Annotated in this window: 20 protein-coding genes; 10 read left to right on the plus strand and 10 right to left on the minus strand. The window is 40.2% G+C overall.

Going from position 1 to position 25,395, the window contains the following annotated elements:
• Nucleotides 1-301 (minus strand): IS66 family insertion sequence element accessory protein TnpB (gene tnpB, locus BTO21_RS02310; RefSeq protein WP_105026677.1); only part of this gene is annotated, 301 nt, incomplete at its 3' end.
• Complete coding sequence (gene tnpA / locus BTO21_RS02315) at nucleotides 298-597, minus strand: IS66 family insertion sequence element accessory protein TnpA (RefSeq protein ID WP_045026838.1); 300 nt, start codon at nucleotides 595-597, stop codon at nucleotides 298-300. The genes tnpA and tnpB, both read right to left, overlap by 4 nt.
• 209 nt (nucleotides 598-806) lie before the next feature.
• On the opposite strand from tnpA, the gene htpG reads away from it, so the two are divergent.
• From htpG to BTO21_RS02335, 4 genes are all read left to right on the plus strand, one after another.
• On the plus strand, nucleotides 807-2,708 hold the full coding sequence (gene htpG / locus BTO21_RS02320; protein ID WP_045026837.1) for a molecular chaperone HtpG: 1,902 nt from the start codon (nucleotides 807-809) through the stop codon (nucleotides 2,706-2,708).
• Between the two features lie 142 nt (nucleotides 2,709-2,850).
• Nucleotides 2,851-3,495, plus strand: a complete 645-nt coding sequence (gene adk, locus BTO21_RS02325) for an adenylate kinase (protein ID WP_045026835.1) — start codon at nucleotides 2,851-2,853, stop codon at nucleotides 3,493-3,495.
• Between the two features lie 216 nt (nucleotides 3,496-3,711).
• On the plus strand, nucleotides 3,712-4,683 hold the full coding sequence (gene hemH, locus BTO21_RS02330) for a ferrochelatase (RefSeq protein WP_045026833.1): 972 nt from the start codon (nucleotides 3,712-3,714) through the stop codon (nucleotides 4,681-4,683).
• Nucleotides 4,684-4,833: 150 nt separating this feature from the next.
• Nucleotides 4,834-6,138 (plus strand): inosine/guanosine kinase, encoded by a 1,305-nt coding sequence (locus BTO21_RS02335; RefSeq protein ID WP_045026832.1) that lies wholly within the window; start codon nucleotides 4,834-4,836, stop codon nucleotides 6,136-6,138.
• A 67-nt stretch (nucleotides 6,139-6,205) separates the two neighbouring features.
• Here the strand turns inward: BTO21_RS02335 and asnB are convergent, their stop codons facing one another.
• From asnB to nagB, 4 genes are all read right to left on the minus strand, one after another.
• Nucleotides 6,206-7,876: an asparagine synthase B gene (asnB, locus tag BTO21_RS02340; RefSeq protein ID WP_045026831.1), complete on the minus strand. Its 1,671-nt coding sequence runs from the start codon at nucleotides 7,874-7,876 to the stop codon at nucleotides 6,206-6,208.
• A gap of 320 nt (nucleotides 7,877-8,196) precedes the next feature.
• Complete coding sequence (locus BTO21_RS02345) at nucleotides 8,197-9,792, minus strand: cation:proton antiporter family protein (RefSeq protein WP_045026829.1); 1,596 nt, start codon at nucleotides 9,790-9,792, stop codon at nucleotides 8,197-8,199.
• Nucleotides 9,793-9,950: 158 nt separating this feature from the next.
• A complete protein-coding gene (gene nagC, locus BTO21_RS02350; protein ID WP_045026827.1) occupies nucleotides 9,951-11,165 on the minus strand; it encodes a DNA-binding transcriptional regulator NagC in 1,215 nt (404 codons plus the stop codon).
• Between the two features lie 478 nt (nucleotides 11,166-11,643).
• Entirely contained in the window at nucleotides 11,644-12,444 is an 801-nt protein-coding gene (nagB, locus tag BTO21_RS02355; protein WP_045026826.1) for a glucosamine-6-phosphate deaminase, read from the minus strand.
• Nucleotides 12,445-12,700: 256 nt separating this feature from the next.
• On the opposite strand from nagB, the gene nagE reads away from it, so the two are divergent.
• From nagE to glnS, 3 genes are all read left to right on the plus strand, one after another.
• Nucleotides 12,701-14,173 carry an N-acetylglucosamine-specific PTS transporter subunit IIBC gene (gene nagE / locus BTO21_RS02360; RefSeq protein WP_045026824.1) on the plus strand — a complete coding sequence of 491 codons (1,473 nt, stop codon included), beginning with the start codon at nucleotides 12,701-12,703 and terminating at the stop codon, nucleotides 14,171-14,173.
• 175 nt (nucleotides 14,174-14,348) lie between these two features.
• Nucleotides 14,349-17,012: a beta-N-acetylhexosaminidase gene (locus tag BTO21_RS02365; RefSeq protein WP_045026822.1), complete on the plus strand. Its 2,664-nt coding sequence runs from the start codon at nucleotides 14,349-14,351 to the stop codon at nucleotides 17,010-17,012.
• 232 nt (nucleotides 17,013-17,244) lie between these two features.
• The gene (glnS, locus tag BTO21_RS02370) at nucleotides 17,245-18,909 is read left to right on the plus strand and encodes a glutamine--tRNA ligase (protein ID WP_045026820.1); all 1,665 of its coding nucleotides are present in this window, start codon (nucleotides 17,245-17,247) and stop codon (nucleotides 18,907-18,909) included.
• Nucleotides 18,910-18,986: 77 nt separating this feature from the next.
• On the opposite strand, the gene BTO21_RS02375 is transcribed toward glnS, so the two are convergent.
• On the minus strand, nucleotides 18,987-20,027 hold the full coding sequence (locus BTO21_RS02375; RefSeq protein ID WP_045026819.1) for a linear amide C-N hydrolase: 1,041 nt from the start codon (nucleotides 20,025-20,027) through the stop codon (nucleotides 18,987-18,989).
• Between the two features lie 171 nt (nucleotides 20,028-20,198).
• Nucleotides 20,199-20,645 (minus strand): ferric iron uptake transcriptional regulator, encoded by a 447-nt coding sequence (gene fur, locus BTO21_RS02380; protein WP_065192670.1) that lies wholly within the window; start codon nucleotides 20,643-20,645, stop codon nucleotides 20,199-20,201.
• 266 nt (nucleotides 20,646-20,911) lie between these two features.
• On the opposite strand from fur, the gene BTO21_RS02385 reads away from it, so the two are divergent.
• Complete coding sequence (locus BTO21_RS02385; RefSeq protein WP_412760178.1) at nucleotides 20,912-21,310, plus strand: DUF4442 domain-containing protein; 399 nt, start codon at nucleotides 20,912-20,914, stop codon at nucleotides 21,308-21,310.
• Nucleotides 21,311-21,413: 103 nt separating this feature from the next.
• Here BTO21_RS02385 and fldA read toward each other — a convergent pair whose 3' ends face one another.
• Together fldA and BTO21_RS02395 are read right to left on the minus strand one after the other, a co-directional pair.
• Nucleotides 21,414-21,941 carry a flavodoxin FldA gene (fldA, locus tag BTO21_RS02390; RefSeq protein ID WP_045026818.1) on the minus strand — a complete coding sequence of 176 codons (528 nt, stop codon included), beginning with the start codon at nucleotides 21,939-21,941 and terminating at the stop codon, nucleotides 21,414-21,416.
• 326 nt (nucleotides 21,942-22,267) lie between these two features.
• Nucleotides 22,268-23,032: an alpha/beta fold hydrolase gene (locus BTO21_RS02395; RefSeq protein ID WP_045026816.1), complete on the minus strand. Its 765-nt coding sequence runs from the start codon at nucleotides 23,030-23,032 to the stop codon at nucleotides 22,268-22,270.
• A gap of 104 nt (nucleotides 23,033-23,136) precedes the next feature.
• On the opposite strand from BTO21_RS02395, the gene seqA reads away from it, so the two are divergent.
• Together seqA and pgm are read left to right on the plus strand one after the other, a co-directional pair.
• Complete coding sequence (gene seqA, locus BTO21_RS02400; RefSeq protein WP_045026864.1) at nucleotides 23,137-23,679, plus strand: replication initiation negative regulator SeqA; 543 nt, start codon at nucleotides 23,137-23,139, stop codon at nucleotides 23,677-23,679.
• 30 nt (nucleotides 23,680-23,709) lie between these two features.
• Nucleotides 23,710-25,356: a phosphoglucomutase (alpha-D-glucose-1,6-bisphosphate-dependent) gene (gene pgm / locus BTO21_RS02405; RefSeq protein ID WP_045026814.1), complete on the plus strand. Its 1,647-nt coding sequence runs from the start codon at nucleotides 23,710-23,712 to the stop codon at nucleotides 25,354-25,356.
• The last annotated feature ends 39 nt before the right edge of the window (nucleotides 25,357-25,395 follow it).

Raw genomic sequence — 25,395 nt, forward strand, 5'->3', positions numbered from 1 at the left:
TTAGTTTTAGACCGGATAATAATAAGTTCAGCTGTTGCGTTGAGATATAAATATGACCAGAAGCCGTTGGCTTTGGCCATTTAAAGCGACCTTTTTCTAAACGCCGATAATAAAGCCAAAATCCATTTGTATCCCAGAAGAGGATCTTGATTTTATCTTTGCCGCGATTACAAAATATAAACCATGCACTGCTTAATGGATCCATTTCGAGCGCATCTGCGACAATAAGAGACAGACCATCAATCGACTTTCTCATATCGGTGATACCAGAGACAAGATAGACAGCACCACTTGGGATCATTGTAGCCCCTTAAGCCATGTTTGAACCTGAATTAATGTCAGTGACGCTGGTAATTCCGCACGAATTCCATTGGGTAGATGAATAACCACTATTTCACCGTTTAAAATGGGTGGTTCACTGATAACGACTTGATGGGCAATTTGTTCATTATCAGTTTGTTCAATTTTCTTTATCCAATAGTGAAAATTAGCGTAATTGATATCGTTCTGTTTGCAAAATTGCGGTATTGAAATACCACTATTTTGCTGCTGGTTAACGATGGCTGTCCAATATTGGTGTTTTTCGAATTGTGTCATAGTTCCTCCTTTTAGTCGGAAAACTATGACAAAAGCAGGCTGTAATTAGAATGTGTGGTTAATTAGGCGCTTGCGATAAATATTTGTGATTCAGTGTGTTATATTATTTGACAATTATTTAGTAATAAAAACATGTCATTTTAGGTTGAAATCATACAGTTTGACCATATTTATCTTTATATACTACTCATAATTTTTTTGGAGTCGAAATGAGCGAGCAAACAGTTGATAACCAAAAGGAAACACGCGGTTTCCAATCAGAAGTAAAACAACTACTGCATTTAATGATTCATTCTCTTTACTCTAATAAAGAGATTTTTTTACGTGAATTGATTTCTAACGCATCAGATGCGGCAGATAAATTACGCTTTAAAGCATTATCAAAAACTGATTTATACGGTAATGATGCAGATTTATGTGTGAAACTGGCGATTAACCCCCAAGCTGGCACCTTAACCATTAGTGATAATGGTATTGGTATGACACGTGAACAAGCGATTGAACATTTGGGTACGATTGCAAAATCAGGTACGAAAGAATTCTTTGCTCAGCTCGATGAAAATGAGACTAAAGACTCACAATTGATTGGTCAGTTTGGTGTTGGTTTCTACTCAGCATTTATTGTGGCAGATAGCGTAACGGTGAATACCCGCAGTGCTGAAGTTACCGCTGACGAAGGTGTTTGCTGGACATCAGCAGGTGAGGGTGATTACAGCATCGAGACCATCACTAAAGCAAGCCGTGGAACTGAAATTATTTTACATCTTCGTGCTGATGAGCAAGAGTTCTTAGATGAACACCGTCTGCGTGAAATTGTGGGTAAATATTCTGATCACATTGGTATTCCTGTCTTTATTCAAACAGAAGAAAAAGATGAAGAAGGCAAGGTTACTGGGTCGAAATGGGATCAAATCAACAAAGCACAAGCGTTATGGACACGTAATAAGTCAGACATCAGCGATGAAGAGTATAAAGAATTTTATAACCACGTTGCTCATGATTATGCCGAACCATTAGCATGGAGTCATAACCGTGTTGAAGGTAAGCAAGATTACACTAGCTTGTTATACATTCCATCAAAAGTGCCGTGGGATTTAAATAACCGCGATGGTCAGCATGGTCTTAAATTGTATGTGCAGCGTGTGTTCGTTATGGATGATGCACAACAGTTCATGCCGACTTACTTACGCTTTGTTCGCGGCTTAATTGATTCAAATGATTTACCGCTAAACGTATCTCGCGAAATTTTGCAAGATAACAAAGTGACCCAAGCACTGCGTAAAGCGTGTACTAAACGTGTATTGCAAATGCTTGAGCGCATGGCGAAAAATGAGCCAGAGCAATACCAATCATTCTGGAAAGAGTTTGGTCAGGTACTAAAAGAAGGCTTGGCAGAAGATTTTAGTAACCGTGAAAAAATTGCGGCATTACTACGTTTCTCATCAACAGACAATGATTCACTCGATCAAACTGTTTCGTTAGCTGATTATGTTAGCCGCATGAAAGACGGTCAGGATAAGATTTACTACCTGACTGCAGATAACTTTAACGCGGCGAAACATAGCCCACACCTTGAGCAATTCCGTGCGAAAGGGTTAGAAGTTATTTTGATGTACGATCGTATTGATGAATACCTAATGGGCCACTTACCTGAATTTGAAGGTAAAAAGTTCCAAGCGATCACCAAATCTGATCTTGATCTATCTTCATTTGATAATGCAGAAGAAAAAGAAAAGCAGAAAGAAGCAGAAAAAGAATTCACTTCTGTGACTGAGCGCACCAAAACATACCTTGGTGAGCGCGTTAAAGAAGTACGCCCAACGTTTAAACTGCATGATACCCCAGCGGTAATGGTGACAGACGAAAACGAAATGGGTACACAAATGGCGAAATTACTTGCCGCTGCTGGCCATGAAGCACCTGAAGTACAGTACATCTTTGAATTAAACCCAGAGCATAGCTTAGTGAAGCAAATGGCTGACGAAGCTGACGAAGAAATTTTTGGTCGCTGGGTTGAGTTCTTGTTTGGTGAAGCAATGCTAGCTGAACGTGGCACAATGGATGATCCTTCACAGTTCTTAGCTGCAGTAAACAAGTTGTTGGTTAAATAACCAATTAACCCATCAAAGTCACAGACTATTCTGATAAATCATTCAATCGCGGCTTGGTCATAGTGCCAAGCTTGCGACTGAGCGCTAATCAGTGTATTTTCAGTTTTTTGCAAATTTCCACTCTATTTTAAAGGGGAACACAATGCGCATTATCCTTCTGGGTGCACCCGGTGCAGGTAAAGGTACTCAAGCTCAATTCATCATGGAAAAATTTGGTATTCCTCAAATTTCTACTGGTGACATGTTACGTGCTGCAATCAAAGCTGGCACTGAACTAGGTAAGCAAGCAAAATCAGTGATCGATGCAGGTCAACTTGTATCTGACGATATCATCCTTGGTCTTGTTAAAGAGCGTATCACTGCAGAAGATTGTGCAAAAGGTTTCCTACTTGACGGTTTCCCTCGTACAATTCCTCAAGCTGATGGTCTTAAAGAAAATGGCGTTGTTGTTGATTACGTTATTGAATTTGACGTTGCTGATAATGTAATCGTTGAGCGTATGGCGGGTCGTCGTGCTCACCTTGCTTCTGGTCGTACTTACCATGCTGTTTACAACCCACCAAAGGTTGAAGGTAAAGATGACGTAACGGGTGAAGATCTTGTTATCCGTGAAGATGACAAAGAAGAAACTGTTCGCGCACGTCTAACGGTATACCATAACCAAACTGCACCGCTTATCGAATACTACGGTAAAGAAGCGGCTGCGGGTAACACTAAGTACCTTAAGTTTGACGGTACGTTACCTGTTGCAGAAGTAAGTGCACAGCTTGAGAAAGCATTAGCATAATTGATATTGTTGATTAGCTAATGTCTTATTCATAGCTAATAACGATGTAAATGAACGGGCTTACCAATTGGTAATGCTCGTTTTTTTTGGTTTTAATATTGGGATAATATAAATAGCGTTGTTATATTGAGTGTTTTTGGTTACGGAAATGTATTCTCGAAGCTAGAAATAATATAATAAACAGCAGTGGGCACAGACAGAAAAGGATAAATTCCAATGACAACAAATAACAACTATGGGGTATTACTGGTTAATCTTGGTACGCCTGATGCACCAACAACCGCTGGTGTGAAACATTTTTTAGCTGAATTCTTACATGATAAGCGAGTGGTAGATATGACACGGTGGTTATGGTGTCCTATTTTACATGGCATTATTTTACCGATACGTTCACCTAAAGTGGCTAAATTATACCAATCAGTATGGATGGATGAAGGTTCACCACTAATGGTGTATTCACGTCGTCAGCAACAAGCCCTACAACAAACCCTCAATATACCTGTTGCTTTAGGCATGACCTATGGTGAGCCAAGTATTCAATCAGGTTTGCAACTGCTAAAACAGCAGGGATGTAAGCAAATACTTGTTTTACCGTTGTATCCCCAATATTCGGCAACAACAACGGCCGCTGTTTTTGATCGTATCGCTAAAGAGTTAAAAACAGTCCCAGAATTACCTGAACTTCGTTTTGTGAATCATTACTATGATCATCCAGACTATATTGCGGCGTTAGCTCAGTCAGCGGAAACTTTTTGGGCCGAGAGAGGCAAACCGGATTATTTATTGTGTTCATATCACGGCATTCCACAACGCTATGCTGATAATGGTGATCCTTATCCAGATCATTGTCATCAAACCACCGTATTACTGGCTGAATCGCTTGATATGCCACGCGAAAAAATGAGCATGAGTTACCAATCTATTTTTGGGCGTGAAGAATGGTTAAAGCCTTATACGGAAGCGACAATTAAATCATTAGCTGAAAAAGGCATTAAACGCTTGGATGTGATGTGCCCAGCTTTCTCCGTTGATTGTCTTGAAACACTAGAAGAAATCGCTGAGCAATGTAAAGAAGTATTTATTGAGGCGGGTGGCAAAGAGTTTAATTTGATCCCATGCTTAAATGATAACCCTGCTCATATCTTGATGATGGAAAGCTTGATTAAGCAGCATACGCAAGGATGGTAATATTCGTTTTGTTAGGAAGCTATTTTTCCTACGGTAACGATTGCGTTGGTATTTGAGGCTATTATTCGTAAAACCTATGATAGCTTTTGCTTTTATGTGCCAAATTCTGTGATAGAATTCGCAAAATTTACAACTTGATAGCCCATTGACATGAAATTTCCAGGCCAACGAAAATCTAAGCATTATTTTCCCGTACATGCTCGCGATCCACTTCTTAGTCAAACGAAGATAGAGAAGCGTTTAACACGTACTCATGTTGTGGGTATCGATCAAACATTGGTTGATATTGAAGCCTACGTTGATGATGAATTTCTGGAACGTTATGAGCTAAGTAAAGGTCATTCATTGGTAATTACTGATGAAAAAGCAGAAGCGCTTTACAATGAGTTAAAAGACAATAATCTTGTGACTCATGAATTTGCTGGTGGCACGATTGGTAATACTTTACATAACTACTCAGTATTAGCCGACGATAAATCTGTATTATTGGGCGTAATGAGTAAAGACATTGAGATTGGTAGCTATGCTTACCGTTATCTTTGTAATACTTCAAGCCGCATGGATATGAACTATCTTCAGCCTGTCAATGGCCCTATTGGTCGTTGTTTTGCGCTGATTTCTAAAGATGGTGAGCGTACCTTCGCAATTAACGAAGGTAACATGAACCAACTTAAGCCAGATAGCATTCCTGAATGTGTGTTTGAAAATGCCTCTGCACTAGTATTAACCGCTTATCTTGTTCGTTGTAAGCCTGGCGATCCTATGCCAGCGGCAACAATGAAAGCGATTGAGTATGCTAAAAAATATGATGTACCAGTAGTATTAACGCTAGGTACTAAATTCGTGATTCAAGATGATCCACAATGGTGGCGTGATTTCCTACGTGATCATGTAACTGTGGTTGCAATGAATGAAGATGAAGGTGAAGCATTAACCGGTGAATCTGATCCATTAGTTGCTGCTGATAAAACCCTAGAATGGGTTGATCTTGTACTTTGTACGGCAGGCCCAGTTGGTTTATACACCGCGGGTTATACTGAAGAATCAGCAAAACGTGAAACAGCGTTACCGTTATTACCGGGTGATATTGCTGAATTTAACCGTTATGAATTTAGTCGTCCAATGCTAAAAGCAACCTGTGAAAATCCAACTAAGGTTTACTCACACATTGCACCGTATATGGGTGGCCCTGAGCGCATTAAAAATACTAATGGTGCGGGTGATGGTGCATTATCTGCGTTATTGCATGATATGTCAGCGAACCGTTACCATAAAGAAAACGTGCCAAATTCAAGTAAGCACCAATATTCTTTCCTAACGTACTCATCATTCTCACAAGTTTGTTTGTATTCAAACCGTGTAAGTTATGAAGTGCTAGCCCAATATTCTCCTCGTCTTTCTCGTGGTTTACCTGAACGTGAAGATAGCTTAGAAGAAGCGTACTGGGAACGTTAATGACAGGCTGTCGTTAATCAAAAAAACCGCCATTTTTAGTGGCGGTTTTTTTATGCGATAAATTTATTTATTTTGTGTAAGCTTGGTTGTGAACCGCAGCAATTGCTCGACCTGATGGGTCTGCCGCATTTTTAAAACTTTCATCCCACTCAATAGCTTTGGCACTAGAACAAGCAATAGATGGTCCACCTGGGACACATTTAGCCGCACTTTCTAGTGGGAATAGCTCTTCAAAAATCTCACGGTAAACATAACCTTCTTTGGTCGTTGGTGTGTTATATGGGAAACGGAACGCAGCAGTTGCTAATTGCTGAGCAGTGATTTTTGCTTCAGCGACTTCTTTTAGGCTGTCGATCCAGCTATAGCCAACGCCGTCAGAGAATTGCTCTTTTTGACGCCATGCAACAGCTGCTGGTAAGTAGTCCTCAAAACACTCACGTAAGATATGCTTTTCCATTTTACCATTGCCGCACATTTTATCTTGAGGGTTAATACGCATTGCGACATCAAGAAATTCTTTATCCAAGAACGGTACGCGTGCTTCAATGCCCCATGCCGCCATTGATTTGTTAGCGCGTGCACAGTCAAACATGTTAAGTGCTAATAGTTTACGAACTGTTTCTTCATGGAACTCTTTAGCGTTAGGTGCTTTGTGGAAGTATAAATAACCACCAAAGATTTCATCAGCCCCTTCACCAGATAACACCATTTTAATACCCATCGCACGGATCTTACGTGACATGAGATACATAGGTGTTGAAGCACGAATAGTGGTTACATCGTAGGTTTCAATGTGGTAAATCACATCACGAATAGCATCTAGACCTTCTTGAACGGTATAGGTCAACTCATGGTGAACAGTACCAATGGCATCAGCCACAATTTTAGCCGCTTTTAGATCGGGAGCATCTTCAAGTCCAATCGCAAATGAGTGCAGTGTCGGCCACCATGCTTGTGATTGCTCATCATCTTCAATACGTTTTGCAGCAAATTTCTTAGTAATCGCTGAAATAATAGATGAATCAAGACCGCCAGAAAGTAGTACTCCATAAGGTACATCGGTCATTAATTGGCGTTTAACCGCACTTTCAAGCGCATCAGTTAATGCAACTTTATCGGTTTTAGCATCTTTAACGGCATCGAACTCCATCCAATCACGTTTGTAGTAACGAACGGGCTCACCTTTTTTGCTCCAAAGGTAAGTACCTGGAGGGAATTCACTGATTGTTTTACACACAGGTACTAGTGCTTTCATTTCAGAAGCGATATAGAAGTTACCGTGCTCATCATAACCTTGATAAAGCGGAATAATACCAATGTGGTCACGACCAATAAGGTAAGCATCTTCTTGCTCATCATAAAGAATAAAGGCAAAGATACCATTGAGGTAATCTAATAGTTCATGCCCTTTTTCTTTGTATAACGCTAAAATGATTTCGCAATCAGATTCGGTTTGGAAAGGGTAGTTAGGTGCAAATTCAGCACGGAGCTCTTTGTGGTTGTAGATCTCACCATTGACTGCTAATACATGACTTTTATCTGCGTTATAAAGTGGTTGTTCACCACTATTAAGATCAACAATCGCTAAACGTTCATGAACTAAGATTGCGTTGTCTGAAGCATAAATGCCAGACCAGTCAGGGCCGCGATGACGCATTTTTTTTGATAACTCAAGAGCGGTTGCACGAAGTGCTGAAGAGTCACTCTTGATGTCAAGAATACCGAATATTGAACACATAATACTGCTCCAAATGTTATCTTTTTATTAGCCATAATTAATAGAAATGTATCATGTAGCAGATAAGTTATCATTATGATAATTAGTGTTTGCGCTACAGCCATTTCGCTTCTGTTTATTAAAATCACGCATTCGTTAACTAATTACAACTATTTATTGTTATTCAATTAAACAAAAGCACTCGTGGTGAATATTATCTATTTAAAATTGGTTTTTCCGAATGATATCTATTTTGTAACAGTTTTTTAATTTAAAAAATAAACAGTAACGGCGTTACTGTTTATTTTTCACTGCGAAATATCTAACTTTTGAAAGGTAATTTAATCTGTTTTAAGCGGAATAATTTGAGGTTGGAGGTGCTCACAGACATCACGAGCAAAACCACTGCCTGCTTCATTGTAAATATTAAAGGCGGCATCAATACCTTGTTGGTGTAATTGGGCTTCTTCATCGCTATATTTAGCGATTGCCGCGATTTTTCCTTGGAAATGGCGGCTTTTGAGCTGATCTAAGGCGTAAATATTGGCGGTTCCATTCGGCATTGCTAATAAAATAAGCGCAATATGGTGATTATTGATGACGCGTTCCCAAAAATCAGGATCTGTGGCATCGCCATGAATGACATTACGTTGTTGATGATGATGAAGCTCTACTGATTCGTGACGGGTTTCAACACCAATAATTTGCTTACCATAACGGTTTTCTAGCTCATCATAAGCCCCTGAGCCAATACGTCCCATTCCAAGAATAAGAATACGAGCATGACCAAAATCAATTAACTTATCGTTACAATTAAGGCGGTCGGGGTCGAATTCTTTGAGGCGTTTTGCAGCTTCGGTATAAAGTTTATGACTCATACTATTAAGCGGTGCTGCCAGTAAAAATGATAATGATACCGCCATTGCCATCGCGACCAAAAAGGTGCCAGGTAATAAGCCCATTTTATAAGCAACACCACCGACAATTAACCCAAATTCACTGTAGTTAAATAAGGTTAAGGTTGCCAGCATTGAGGTGCGAACGCGATAACGGCATAAGTGGAAAACGGCATAATAAAGCATGCCTTTGAGAGGCAATAACAGCATCAACACTAATGCCATCAACATTCCATTTAAGGTTGGTGATTCTGCGAGGCCAATATTTAAAAAGAAACACACTAACAATAACTCTTTAAAATTAAACAGTGATTTAGCCATTTCCGATGCTTTAGGATGGCCAGCCATTAACATACCTAATAGCAATGCACCTAAATCAGGCTTCATACCGACAATTTCAAATAAACCTGCTCCTGCAACGAGTGCGAGCATAACCGCATACAAAACTAATATTTCACCGTGACCTGCTTTATCGAGAATTTTATATAACAGAGGGCGCAGTAAAGGCAGGGCAAATAAACCAAGAGCAGTAATATCAGGAATTTTACCACTCGAGATGGTAAGAAATAATACCGCAAAAATATCCTGCATAACCAGAATACCAATCGCGACAGTGCCATATTTAGCGTTTAATTCGCCTTTTTCTTGCAGTAGTTTGATAGCAAAAACGGTACTCGAGAACGATAAGGCAAAGCCAATCAGTACTAATTGATTGAATGCCATTTCGGCAAACATGGTTAATCCTAATTGTTTAAGCACAACGAGGAATAAGGTAAATAGTGCTGTTGATAATAAATTGTGTAAGGTTGCTCCTCCCCATACTTCTTTATTTAGGAGGGTTTTTACATCAAGTTTTAAACCGATGGTGAATAATAATAATGTCACACCCAGGTCGGCTAAGGTGGTTAACGCAGGGGTTGAACGAAAGCCAAAACTATTTAACACAAAGCCGGCGACTAAAAAACCGACCAGAGGGGGCAATTTACAACGTAGAGCGATGAAACCGGCCAGAAATGCCGCGCTAATATACAGTAACTCCATACCTTGAACTACATCCTTGCAAGATAGTGTGGGAAATAAAAATAATGAATATAATAGCATTAGGGGGATTAATCAGTTGTGATTAATCCCCCTTTGTAATCGTGGTGTTATTAGCGCTTGTTGATGAATTTACGCGTTAATAAAAGTGTGGTTAATGATTAATCTTCCAATAATCGTTGCAATAACACACCATTTAGCATTGCGCGTTTTATCATTGAAAAGGCACCAATGGTGGGTTGGTTATAGAGTTCTGATGCAACAATCGGTAAGTCATTATTAAATGCGGCTAGTGATTGGCTTTCAACACAACGGCGTATCGCAGGTAATACAATTGATTGGGCTTGCGTAATATTACCCGCCAGAATGATCTTTTGAGGGTTGAATAAATTAATCGTCATCGCTAATGCTTTACCAAGATGATGACCCACTTTTAGTAATGCTTGAGTAGCAAGTTCATCACCATCATTTGCGGCGTCACAAATGGCAAGCATGGTAAGTTCTTCAAGTGCTTGTAAGCTACTTGGATAACCTTGATCAAGTAGTTGCTGTACATGCTTAATCACCGCAGGATCGGATGCAATGGTTTCTAGACAGCCAAAATTACCACATTGGCATTTATCACCTAATGGATCAATTTGGATATGACCAATTTCACCGACATTACGGTTCTGTCCTAAAAATACCTGACCATTAACAATAATACCGGCACCGGTACCATTATGCATACTGACTAAAATTGAATCTTTACAGTCACGGCTAGCACCAAAGAAGTGCTCTGCAAGTGCAAGGCCTCGAATATCATTGCCAACAAACGTCATAATGCCAAAAGTATCTTGAATAATATGAGCAAGCTCAAAATCATGGACGTTAATATTTGGCATATAAGTTACAGTGCCAGTTTCTGGGTTAACAAGACCTGGAAGAATAATGCCAAATGCCACCAACTCTTTCATTACATTCTGGTTATTATCAATAAATTCTCGAATATATTTGATAAGGCCTTCGGCTAATACATCTTGGTCAGAATATAAAAATGGATAAGCCGCACCGGTAATATGTTTACCACTGAGATCATAAAGGGTTATTTCAATATTCTTACGGCCAATGCGTACTGCAATCGAGTGAAAACCGGCTGATTCTGTCGTCAGAGATATTGCTCTTCTTCCCCCCGTTGATGCTTGTTGTGCGACTTCTTTTATTAAACCGCGTTCCAATAGTTGGCGGGTAATTTTAGTGACACTTGCTGGCGCGAGGTGACTAATATCAGCAACCTGTATGCGAGAGATAGGGCCTTGCAAGTCGATGAGTCGGTATACTGCAGCACTATTTAGCTGCTTGACTAGATCAACGTTACCAATTTGTCCGCCTGTCATAGTTTAGTTCTGCTCGTATTTAGCGTTAATAATTATCGCCTGAAGATGATTATTATGATTTGTTATCATTATTGTCTTTATCAAAGCGCTATCGATATGTACGGCCCTGTTGTCTTTAATTGTCATTATTATGCGTGCCGAATTATTCAATGTGGAAGATGATCTATACATTGATTGTTACAGTAATATACGTTCTTACTCATAAAAATAAAGAAATCGTTGTTGGTGTCTGCTTGGGCTGTGGCATTGGTCACTAAAATACGCGAAGAGATGTGAATATAAGCAAATATCGTTAATAGTCGAAGCGGTAAACCATGACTGTATTGTCAATAGTCACAATTATGCTTTTTGTGATGGTTTGTAATGGATTATTGGGAGGGAAAAAGTAAAACGCCGTCAAAGAGACGGCGTTTTTTCAATCTATGATGACGGTTAACATTTCATGTTATGCCGTTCAAGCAATAACAAGTGTCATTGTTTAGATATGTGCAATGTTTTCTGCTTCTAACTCTTGGAAGTACTTAACTGTTTTTACTTTAAGTTCTTGAGTTGATGGCTCATCACAAATGATCATTGATTTAGGGTGAAGCTGAAGTGCAGAGACTGTCCATAGGTGGTTAACACAACCTTCAACAGCAGCTTGTAGTGCCTGTGCCTTGTTGTGACCTGTGATCAGGATCATTACTTCTTCAGAATCTAATAGCGTACCAACACCAATAGTTAATGAGTACTTAGGCACTTGATTGATATCGCCTTCAAAGAAACGAGAATTAGCAATACGTGTTTCGTGCGTTAGCGTCTTGATACGTGTACGAGAAGCTAATGATGATGCTGGCTCATTGAATGCAATATGTCCATCATTACCCACGCCACCCATGAACAAGTTAATGCGACCATAGGTTTTGATTTTGTCTTCGTAACGTTGACATTCAGCTTGGTGATCCGCTGTATTACCATCAAGAAGATTGATGTTTTGTTCTTGCATATCAACATGGTTGAAGAAGTTGTTATACATGAAGTTGCGGTATGACTCTGGGTGATCTGCCGCCATGCCAACATACTCATCCATGTTGAACGTCACGACGTTTTTAAAACTTACTTCACCAGCTTGGTATAGCTCGATCAAACGCTGATATGTTGCAAGTGGTGTACCACCTGTAGGTAGACCTAGCACAAATGGACGCTCAGCCGTTGGTTGGAACTTGTTAATACGATCTGCAATGTAGCGAGCAGACCATAGACCAACATCTTTAGCGTTATTAAGCGGGATTAGTCTCACGTTGACACCTCTTTGAAGATAGTTAAAACAGGAAAAATCTTAGCGGCATATCGCCTTTGTTTCGAATGATAAAATAAGTTTTATGATCGAGCTAGCAAAATCACTCAGTTCTGACCTCGGTCGGTGATCATCATCACAAATGATGATGTTTTAATTTGCGGAGCGAAATAAAATTCATAAACTGCAAAGGACAAAAACAGATGGCAAAAAAAAGCTATCACTATCGAATCTAAGAAAACCATAGGGGGAACTAACGGTGAACATTCTTGGATATTTTCAAAAAGTAGGTAAGGCGCTAATGGTGCCTGTTGCTGTACTACCAGCAGCGGCAATTTTAATGGGTATTGGCTATTGGGTTGATCCGTCAGGTTGGGGTGCAAACTCAGCAATTGCTGCGTTCCTAATTAAAGCGGGTTCTTCAATTATCGATAACATGTCAATTTTGTTTGCAATTGGTGTTGCATACGGCATGTCAAAAGATAAAGACGGTGCTGCGGCACTGGCAGGTTTCGTTGGTTACACTGTTGTAACTACGTTGCTATCGCCAGGATCAGTTGCCATGATTCAAGGTATCGATGCAAGTGCTGTTCCAGCCGCTTTTGCTAAGATTAATAACCAGTTTGTTGGTATCTTGGTAGGTATCGTTTCTGCGGAAATCTACAACCGTTACTCAAACGTTGAATTGCATAAAACATTAGCATTCTTTAGTGGTAAGCGTTTAATTCCAATTCTGACTTCAGTTGCTGGTATCGTTATCGCAGCAGTATTACTGTTCGTATGGCCTCTAGTTTACAACGGTCTTGTTAGCTTTGGTGAAAGCATCCAAGGTATGGGCGCTGCAGGTGCAGGTATCTATGCATTCTTTAACCGTCTATTGATTCCTGTTGGTCTACACCATGCATTGAACTCAGTATTCTGGTTTGATGTTGCTGGTATTAACGACATTCCTAACTTCTTAAGTGGTCAAGGTGTTCCAGGCGTAACTGGTATGTACCAAGCAGGTTTCTACCCTGTAATGATGTTTGGTCTACCTGGTGCAGCGTTAGCGATGTACCACACAGCGAAGCTTAAGAATAAAGAGCGTACAGCGTCATTATTAATTGCTGCTGGTTTTGCATCATTCTTCACTGGTGTTACTGAGCCACTAGAATTTGCATTCATGTTCCTTGCTCCACCACTATATGTAATCCACGCAGCGTTAGCAGGTATCTCAGTATACATTGCAGCATCAATGCATTGGATGTCTGGTTTCGGTTTCTCTGCAGGTCTTGTCGACATGGTATTGTCAGCACGTAACCCACTAGCAGTTAACTGGTACATGTTGATTCTTCAAGGTATTGCATTCTTCGGTATCTACTATGGAATCTTCCGCTTTGCGATTGTTAAGTTTAATCTTAAAACGCCTGGCCGTGAAGATGACGAAGAAGATGACAAATCATCTGTAAAAGGTTCTGCTGAAACGGGTGAATTAGCTAAGCAATACTTAAAAGCGCTTGGTGGTCACGGTAACCTAGAAAACATTGATGCTTGTATTACTCGTCTACGTCTTACTCTAAAAGACAGTAGCCTTGCTAATGAGAAGACACTAAAAGCACTAGGTGCAATGGGTGTGGTTAAATTAGGTTCAAATAACCTACAAGTTATCCTTGGCCCTCTAGCTGAAATCGTTGCTGGCGAAATGAAAAAAATCCCAGCGTCAGAAGATCTATCAGCAGTAAAGCTTCCATAATTACCTAAATTCTTAAGTAATTAAGCGACACACGAAATACCGCAACACTTTTAATTAGACCGGTCCTGATATTTTAGTTGTAAGATATCAAGACCGGCATTTTGAGTACCCAACTTTTGGGCTCTATATAGATTTTCCCTTCATTTAAAGGGATATCGGGAGAAAGGAATATTTCATGACTATTAAACTTACGGCGTTAGCATCTTTCATTGCACTGGCAGTAACTGGTTGTGCAACACAAGGAAATGATGATGAAAAGGTTGTTAAAAAACTAGCGAATAACCTTGATGTTACTTATGAAATCGTTACTCAACACGGTGCAGAAGAAGGTCTACAATGTAAGACGCTAGGCGCAGAGTGGGCATCTTGTGATCTAATTAATTTGACGCTGGAAAATAATGGTCCAGCAGTAACGGGTACTGATTGGAAAATTTATTTCAGCAGCATTCGCCAGATTCTTGAAGTACAAAACGACCAATTTAAAGTTACACACGTAACAGGTGACCTTCATACACTAGAACCAACTGAAAAGTTTGATGGTTTTGCAGAAGGCGAGAAGGTTGTTATTCCTTACATCGGTGAATATTGGACGTTGTTTGAAAACGATTATATGCCACGTGCATACGTAACGTCTGGTGATGCCGCGCCACAAACCATTAAGAGTACTGATTCAGCTAATCCTGCTGATTACTTAGTGCCGCTTAAAGGTGATCAATTCAAGCGTGTTAAAGCCGATAATAACGTGCTTGCAACTGCTGAAACACGTTTTGAGAAAAATCAAGATATCAACGTGTTAGCAACAGAAGAAGTGGCAGCAACAATTGTTCCTACGCCACTAAGCACTAAGCTAACAGGTAACACTGTTTCACTAGTAAACGGTATTAAAATCAGCAACTTCACGCTACCTGCTGATATGATGGCAGCAGTGAATGAGCGTCTTGATGTATTAGGTGTTAATACTAAAGGTCAATACCCAGTAAAAGTGAGCCTACTACCAGGTTCATTTGCTAAAGATCAACAAATTGCGGGTGCTTACACGTTAGATGTAACACCAACGGGTGCAACGGTTATTGGTTTTGATGACCAAGGTGCATTCTACGGTATGCAGTCATTAATCTCACTAATGAGCACCGGCGCTAAAAATAGCATTCCTACGCTAGAAGTAACCGATGCACCACGTTTTGATTACCGTGGTGTAATGGTTGATGTGGGTCGTAACTTCCACTCTAAAGCTGTGATTCTACGTACGCTAGACCAAATGGCTGCGTATAAAATGAACAAATTCCACTTCCACCTATCAGATGATGAAGGTTGGCGTGTAGAGATCCCTGGTTTACCAGAGCTAACAGATATTGGTGGCAAGCGTTGTCACGATCTGTCTGAGACATCATGTCTACTACCACAACTAGGTTCAGGCCCAACATCTGATAACGATGGTTCTGGTTACTACAGCAAGCAAGATTATCTAGATATTCTTAAATATGCGAAAGCACGTGGTATCGAAGTTATCCCTGAAATCGATATGCCAGCGCACGCACGTGCTGCAGTTGTTGCGATGGAAGCGCGTTACACTCGTCTAGCCGCTGAAGGCAAGATGGATGAAGCGAACGAGTACCGCTTGATGGATCCACAAGATACGTCAAACGTTACCACAGTACAGTTCTACGATAAGCGTAGTTTCATTAACCCATGTATGGATTCTTCTGCAAAGTTTGTTGATAAAGTAATTACTGAAATTCAAGCAATGCACAAAGAAGCGGGTATGCCATTAAATACTTGGCACTTTGGTGGTGATGAAGCGAAAAATATCAAGCTAAACGCTGGTTTCCAAGATATTAATGCAGCAGAGCAAACGGCTTGGACGGGTTCTATTGACCAATCTAAGCAAGATAAGCCATACCAAAAATCACCAATGTGTCAGAAATTGATCGCAGAAGGTGTGGTAAGTGATTACGACCGTCTACCAAGTTACTTCGCAGAGCGTGTTAGTGAAGTGGTTAACGGTAAAGGCATTGAGAACTTCCAAGCATGGCAAGATGGCTTGAAGTATTCAAAAGACTCAAAAGCGTTTGAAACCGATAACGTGCGTGTGAACTTCTGGGACGTTCTATACTGGGGCGGCGGTGCGTCAGCATACGAGTGGGCTGATAAAGGCTACGATGTGATCGTATCTAACCCTGATTACGTTTACATGGATATGCCATACGAAGTAGACCCATCAGAGCGTGGCTACTACTGGGCAACACGTGCAACAGATACCCGTAAGATGTTTGGTTTCGCACCAGAGAACTTACCACAAAATGCTGAAACATCACTCGATCGTGATGGTAATGGTTTTGCAAGTAAAGGTACTGTGAAGTCTAAAGGTTTCCATGGTCTATCGGCTCAACTTTGGAGTGAGACTGTAGGTAATGATGATCAATACGAATACATGGTATTCCCACGTGTGTTAGCTGCCGCTGAGCGTGCATGGCACAAAGGTGAGTGGGAAAATGAATACCAAGTAGGTGTTGAATATTCTCAAGATTCAAACCTTGTAAACAAGAAAGCACTACAGAATGAGTGGCAGAGTTTTGCTAACGTACTTGGTCACCGTGAACTAGCTAAACTAGATGCTGCGGGTATTAAATACCGTGTACCAGTACCTGGTGCTAAGATTGAAAATGGTAAACTTGCGATGAACGTGAGCATGCCAGGTCTTACACTACAGTATTCTACTGATGCTGGTAAAACGTGGAACACTTATGATGCGAAAGCACAACCAAGTGTAACAGGTAAGGTTGAAATTCGCGCAGTAAGTGGTAATGGTAAACGTTTCAGTCGTGTTACATCATTGTAAGCAACTGACAACGAGTAAAGCCTGATCACTGAGTGATTTTGCTAAAAGCCGATGATGGGATAACCATTGTCGGCTTTTTATTGTGCGTTATTTATGAAATCAACAACTATTGTCTGCGATAACCGTGTTTTTGATTTTTTGCATAGCGGCATTAAGGTATAGTGTGCAGTCATAGTTCATATTGATGGACTGTACATAATTTTCAATCCTGTAAGTACACGAGGTGTAATAGATGAGTGAATCTGAAGCTCGTCCATCTAACTTTATTCGCCAAATTATTGATGCGGATTTAGCCAGTGGCAAACATACAAGCATACATACCCGATTCCCGCCAGAACCAAATGGTTATCTGCATATCGGCCATGCGAAATCTATTTGTTTGAACTTCGGTATTGCTCAAGACTATCAGGGTCAATGTAACTTACGTTTCGATGACACTAACCCTGAGAAAGAAGACATCGAATACGTTGAGTCTATTAAAAATGATGTTAACTGGTTAGGCTTTGAGTGGAGTGGTGAGATTTGTTATTCATCAAACTACTTTGATCAGCTTCACGGGTTTGCCATTGAATTAATTAATAAAGGCTTAGCGTATGTTGATGAGCTAAGTCCTGAGCAGATGCGCGAATACCGCGGTACGTTAACACAAGCGGGTAAACATAGCCCTTACCGTGATCGTAGCGTAGAAGAAAACATCGCCTTATTTGAAAAAATGAAGAATGGCGACGTTGAAGAAGGCAAAATGTGTCTGCGTGCAAAAATCGACATGGCATCACCGTTTATGGTTATGCGTGATCCGGTTCTTTACCGCGTACGTTTTGCACATCACCACCAAACCGGTGATAAGTGGTGCATTTACCCAATGTACGACTTTACGCATTGTATTTCTGATGCGCTAGAAGGCATTACGCATTCTATCTGTACGCTTGAATTCATGGACAACCGTCGTTTATACGATTGGGTTCTTGAAAACATTACCATTGATTGCACACCACATCAGTATGAGTTTAGTCGTCTAAACCTTGAATATACGGTGATGTCTAAGCGTAAGCTAAACCAACTTGTAACTGACAAACTAGTTAACGGTTGGGATGACCCACGTATGCCTACAATTTCTGGTTTACGTCGTCGTGGCTTTACACCGGGCTCTATGCGTGAATTCTGTAAGCGTATTGGTGTGACTAAGCAAGATAACACCATTGAGATTAGCTCACTAGAATCTTGTATTCGTGATGATCTTAATGAAAACGCACCACGTGCAATGGCTGTTTTAGATCCTGTTAAAGTTGTGATTGAAAACTTTGACGGTGAGACTGAAACATTAATGGTTGCTAATCACCCGAATAAGCCAGAAATGGGCGTGCGTGAAGTACCATTTAGTCGTGAACTTTACATTGAACGTGAAGACTTCCGCGAAGAAGCGAACAAGAAGTACAAGCGTTTAGTATTAGGTAAAGAAGTTCGTCTACGTGGCGCATACGTGATCCAAGCTGAACGTATTGAAAAAGATGCGGAAGGTAATATCACGACTATTTACTGTACTTACGATAAAGACACACTAGGTAAAAACCCTGCTGACGGTCGTAAAGTAAAAGGTGTTATTCACTGGGTATCTGCACAAGCGGGTATTCCAGCAGAAATTCGTTTATACGATCGTCTATTCACTGTGCCAAACCCAGGCGCTGCTGAAGATTTCGTATCAGTGATTAACCCTGAATCTCTAACGGTATTAAACGGTTTTGTTGAGCCTTCATTGGTGACAGCTGAAGCTGAAAAAGCCTACCAGTTTGAGCGTATGGGCTATTTCTGTGCTGATAACAAAGATTCAAGTACAGACCATTTAGTATTTAACCGTACTGTTGGTTTACGTGATACTTGGGCAAAAATTGGTGACTAATTAGTCGTTAATATTTGTAAAAAAGCGCCTATTTCAGTAATGGAATAGGCGCTTTTTTTATGGCGCTTAGCTGTTGCTTATTTCCCTGACGCGATGACTTTTTGAGTAATGTCACCCGCTAATTCATTATTGACGATATTAAATTTGATCAGTTTTTGTGATTGCTGAATTGCTTTAATGTCATAGTTAAATTGGGTGTAAGTATCACCCCATTGGTAGCGAATAAATGTCTCACCAGATTGTAGATGCTGATTGATTGAGTATTCAGTCGCATAGCCAGACATTTTGCCATTAATGGGACGGTTTGGCGCATCATGTGGAATACGGAACATGGTTGAGTCTAGTTTCACTATGCCATTAGTTACACTGGTTGGCTCTTTTAGATGCTGAGAGAAATAAGTGGTGTGAATAAAGCGATCTTCTGGGTTAGCGTTACCACCAGTTCCTAAATTTGTTTGGCTCCATTGTTGATCTTGTTTGCCCCAACCGCGTTGTGAGCGTTGGACATTAGCAAGGTGTTGTGCATAACCAGGCTGATTGGTTAATACGGTGTATTGTTTACCATGCCAAATTTGTGGTTTACCGTCACGCCATTCAACAATAGCACTATCACCGGTTGGATCTTGGAATGAGAGATGTAGCGCAATACGTACTGGAATTCCATCGATCAATTCTTCAATTGGAGCATTGTCTTTAATTGCTGCTACCAAGTCATTGACATTTTTGTACTGTGATAATAGGTGACGTAAATAAGTTATCGCGCCAGCTTGTTGTTGTGGATCGCCGTTACCAAGATCCATCTCACCATCATAAAGTATATTACCGCCTAATCCTTGAGAGTTAAGGCCATCAACCACAATGCCATAAGCTGTAATACCAGTAACAGCATACTTAGCATTAATATTATTAAGCTTGCTCAAGTGGGTCGAGTATTCACTGCCTTGGGGGTAATTGACTAATGTTGGGTGGGTTGATTCTGACCAATCCATTGTACGTGCAACGAATGTGCCCTGATCTTTTGTTTCCCATAAAACCCGTGTACAAGCATGAGCGACAGAAGAAATAGAACCTAAAGATAAAGCGCTAATTAAAGCGATAGTTAATGAATTCGGTTTCATGATTAATTCCCTATAAAAAGTAACTAAATGATATATAGGTAATTAAGCATTGGTTGTCACGTAGACAATTGTAACGTTATTTGAATCGTGAGATAGGTCTTGGTTTTTTCTAGATGTAAAAAACCAGTGATATTGACCACTGGTTCTTAGAGTAAAAATAACGAGAGGTTGTTATTTTTCGTCGTGCAACGTTTCATCGGCATTACAGTCGCCATCGATGCAGTGACCATAAAGATATAAACTATGGTTTGTTAAACGGACATTAAAGCGTGCCGCGATGTCTTTTTGGCGTTGCTCAATCATTTCGTCTGAGAATTCAATTACTTTTCCACAATCAAGACAAACGAGATGATCATGATGATGTTGAGTAGCTAATTCGAATACCGATTTACCACCTTCAAAATGGTGACGAGTTACAATGCCTGCATCATCAAATTGGTTTAGGACACGGTAAACGGTCGCAAGGCCAATTTCTTCACCGATATCGATGAGTTTTTTATACAGGTCTTCAGCACTGATATGTTGGCAATCAGGTTGTTGAAGCACTTCTAAAATCTTAAGTCGAGGAAGTGTTACTTTAAGACCTGCTTGCTTGAGCGCGTGATTATTATCTGACATCCGATTTTCCTGTTGGCTAGCTGCAAAAATGTTGCAGTAGTCTTTCTCATTTAGAATCATTATAAGTGACGCAACGATAACAATAAACCTTAAAAGGTCAGTTATCTAGCAGAAGTGTCACTTTTCTTTAGTTTACAATATTGTAAATATGATGTAATAAATTTACTCATCATACCAGTTTGTCCAGAGTAATGCCTTGTTTGATTACTATAAGCCGAGTTTGGTTAAGCTAGCGTTAAACTTATAGCCTTCATTTGGGGGCAGGTATGAAAATTATGTTGATCAGTAATGATTTTTGCTATGTGTGGTTACGGCTGAAATTGTGCTGGTGGAATAAAAAGGCGAATCGTACTCAGTATTGTGGCAGTATTTTTTCGTTAACCGATTCGGTTTATTCATTAATACTAAGAGGTATTTTAGGTAAGCAATATTTCGTGTGGGATACGGCTGCGAAAATTGATTTTATACTCACAGCTAATAGTGGCTTGTTTGTTTATTTTGTTATTTCAGATGCCTGTATTACTGAGATTATTGCCGCAACCGCAGAAGGTAATCAATATTTACCGGAATTTAGCGTCAGTGTTTCTAAGGCAAACAACGAGGTTGTGGCACAAGTTACACGTATATTCTATGTTAGAAAAAACTGCAATATCGCTCAGATATGATGAAACCATCCAGTGATATTTAAATGGTTCAGATTGAATAAGATCTTAAAAAATAAAAAACGCGCTATCAAAGCGCGTTTTTAAATGTGTATTGTGACGTTGCTTAGTCAGCAAGTTCAGCAAGACACATTTCATCAAAGATTTGATTAACCCATTGCTCAACACGTGGTGCTGTTAGCTCTGGTTGACGGTCTTCATCAATGCATAAACCAACAAAGTTTGCATCATCAACTAACGCTTTTGATGCTTCAAACTCATAGCCTGCAGTGGCAAAGTTACCCACAATTGTGCCGCCTTTGCTTTCAACGATGTCACGTACTGTGCCCATTGCATCACAGAAGTACTCTGCGTAATCTTCCTGATCACCACAACCGAAAATAGCAACAAGTTTGGTTGAGAAATCAACTTGCTCAAGCTCTGGGAAAAAGTCGTCCCAATCGCACTGTGGTTCACCGTAATACCAAGTAGGAATACCTAGTAGTATCAGATCAAAGTTGTCGATATCTTCTTTGCTGCTTTTTGCGATATCTTTTACTTCAACTAGTTTGTTACCTAGTTGCTTCTGAATCATTTTAGCGACAGCTTCGGTGTTACCGGTGTCGCTACCAAAGAAGAGTCCAACGCTCGCCATAGTAGATATTACCCATATTAAATTGTTAACTGCTATTGGGCAGTTTACAGAAATCAGTATAAATGACGCAATGATAATTAATGTTTGATGACGATTTGGTGTTTTTTCGCTCAAATATTATCATTGGTTATTGTTGCCCTTTATCAATAGGGCAGGATAGCTTCTCGTTAATAGCGTCAGCTTGCTTACAAGCTGTTGCTATCGCATTACTATAAAAGAAGACTATCAAACTTAGCGCACTATATCACAGTCGAGTACGGGATTTAATCATTAGTCCTGTAGTCTACTATAGTTAAATGTTGATTCTGACGATGAATTATTTGCGGTTATTGCGTTAAAAATTGGTCAATAATCCGATTTACCGTCGCTGGCTTTTCGGCATGAAGCCAATGACCCGTATTGGCGACCACATGGGCTTTAGCATTTGGAAATTGTGCCATAATCTCACCACGGTATTGAGGTTCAATATAATCAGATAATTGACCCTTAATGAATAATGTTTTGCCACTAAAGGGTTGTAAGGCAGGGTGCCAGCCCATAATAGTGGCATAGTTAGCAATTAAGCCTTCAATATTAAATCGCCATTGGTAACCTGTCTCTGTTTTTGCTAATGATTTTAATAAAAATTGGCGAACACCTGCATCTTCGACATAACGGGCTAAATAGTGTTCTGCTTCACTGCGCTTTGTTATAAGGTGGCAGTTAACTTCACGTAAGCCATGAAACACATTTTGATGACGATGAGCGTGATATATCACGGGTGCCATGTCGATAACAATAAGATGACTGATACGGTGAGGGACTAATGCCGATAGTGCCATCGCAACTTTGCCTCCCATTGAATGACCAACAACATCAAACTGATCAATAGCGAGATGATCGAGGGTGTCAATAATATCTTGAGCAAGATCTTGATAGCTAAATTGATCACTGTGAGGTGATAAACCATGATTGCGAAGATCGATACTGATCACTTGGTAATGTTGTTTTAATTCTCGGGCTAAAAGACCAAGATTATCTGCGCTGCCGAACAAACCATGGATCAAAACGATCGTTTTACCCTTGCCTTCAGCACGAAAATGAAGATTCACTGGCTATTTTCTCTAGTTAGGTGTGGTATTTACCATAGAGTATAACCTCGGATCAGGCTATAATCGTACCCAGAATTTTAAACGGAATGATAATGAATAATACCATGAAGACTATTGAGGTAGACGAAGAGCTATATCGTTATATCGCTAGCCAAACACAACATATTGGTGAAAGCGCTTCTGATATTTTACGTCGCTTGCTTATGGTGCCAGAAGAACAATTACAGCATGATGCTATTGTGATGCCTGTTCGTCCTAAAGGCATTGTTGTGAGTCGAGATGCTGGTAATGAGCCAACCATGGATCGCGTTAAAGAAATGCGTACTGTGCTAATTTCAGATGAATTTGCAGCGCAAGAGAAAGCCATTGGTCGTTTTATGCTGATCTTATCTTCTCTTTACCGAATTGATGCCGATGGCTTTGCAGAAGCGGCGGCAATTAAAGGACGTACGCGTGTTTATTTTGCCCACGACGAAGAAACATTGCTTGCAAGTGGTAAAACAACCAAGCCAAAATCAATCCCAACAACCCCATTTTGGGTGATCACAAATACCAATACAGACCGAAAGCGTCAAATGATTGACCAATTAATGACGAAGATGGGTTTCAGTTCTGATATTATTGATAAAGTTTGTGGTGAAATATAATCACTATTGAGTTTTTACAAGGATAAGACAATGGCAATCCATCCTCGTGCGGGTCAACGCGCTCAGCAAGAAGATATGCATAATATTCCAGCACTTGTTGCTAATTATTTTCTCATTGAGCCGAATATTACTGATCCGCTGCAAAAAGTAGCATTTGGTACTTCTGGACATCGTGGTACGGCAGATAAAGGTACCTTTAACCAGCACCATATTTGGGCTATTGCTCAAGCTATCGCTGAAGTTCGTCTAGAAAATGGTTTAACTGGACCGCTATTTTTAGGTAAGGATACACATGCTTTATCTGAGCCAGCATTTACTTCAACATTAGAAGTGTTGGTAGCGAACAACGTGAAAGTTGTGGTTCAAGAAGGGTTAGGTTACACACCGACACCTGGCATTTCTCATGCAATTCTTTGCCATAATAAAGCGCATGCTGATAAAGCAGATGGCATTGTTATTACTCCATCGCATAACCCACCGCAAGATGGTGGTATTAAGTATAACCCTGTTCACGGTGGCCCTGCGGAAAGTGCATTAACGACTGCTATTGAGCAGCGCGCTAATGACATTATTGCCAATGGCATGGTTGATGTAAAGCGCGTACCTATTGCAGAAGCGTTTGCTTCTGAGCTTGTGGTTCAACAAGATCTCGTTGCACCTTATGTTGCTGATCTCGTCAATGTTATTGATATTGAAGCGATTCAAAAAGCGAATTTAAAACTAGGTGTTGATCCTCTTGGTGGTTCAGGTATTGAATACTGGCGTCAAATTGCACAGCATTACGCACTAAACCTTACTTTAGTTGATGAATCTATTGACCCATCATTCCGTTTCATGTCATTAGACAAAGACGGTGTAGTGCGTATGGACTGTTCATCACCTTACGCAATGGCTGGTTTGCTGGCTTATAAAGATAACTATGATTTAGCCTTTGGTAATGATCCTGATTATGACCGTCACGGTATTGTAACGCCGGCTGGTTTAATGAATCCGAATCATTATCTTGCAGTATGTATTGATTATTTGTTCCGTCACCGTAGTGGTTGGAGTGAGCAAGTCGCTGTAGGTAAAACATTAGTATCAAGCGCGATTATTGATCGTGTTGTTGCAGCGTTAGGCCGTGAACTTGTTGAAGTTCCAGTTGGCTTTAAATGGTTTGTTGATGGTCTATACAATGGCACATTAGGCTTTGGCGGCGAAGAAAGTGCGGGTGCTTCTTTCTTACGTCAAGATGGTACGCCTTGGTCAACAGATAAAGATGGTATTCTTTTATGCTTATTGGCTGCGGAAATCACAGCAGTAACCGGTAAGAATCCACAACAATATTATGATGAGCTTGCCGCTAAATTTGGTAGTTCAGAATATGCACGTCTACAAGCAGTTGCTAATAAAGAACAAAAAGCAGTGTTAAGTAAGTTGTCACCAGAAATGGTTGCAGCAACAACACTGGCTGGTGAACCTATTCTTGCTCGACTAACACATGCGCCAGGTAACGGTGCTGCGATTGGTGGCTTGAAAGTAACCACTGAAAACGGTTGGTTTGCCGCACGTCCATCTGGTACTGAAGATATTTACAAAATTTATTGTGAAAGCTTTAAAGGTAAAGAGCATTTAGCCCTTATCGAAAAAGAAGCACAAGATATCGTTAGTAAAGTATTTAGTGATGCTGGTTTATAATTCAGCACCATAACGAATAGTACGTACGAAAAAACGCCC

The organism is Photobacterium phosphoreum (assembly GCF_002954725.1).
Lineage (GTDB): Bacteria > Pseudomonadota > Gammaproteobacteria > Enterobacterales > Vibrionaceae > Photobacterium > Photobacterium phosphoreum.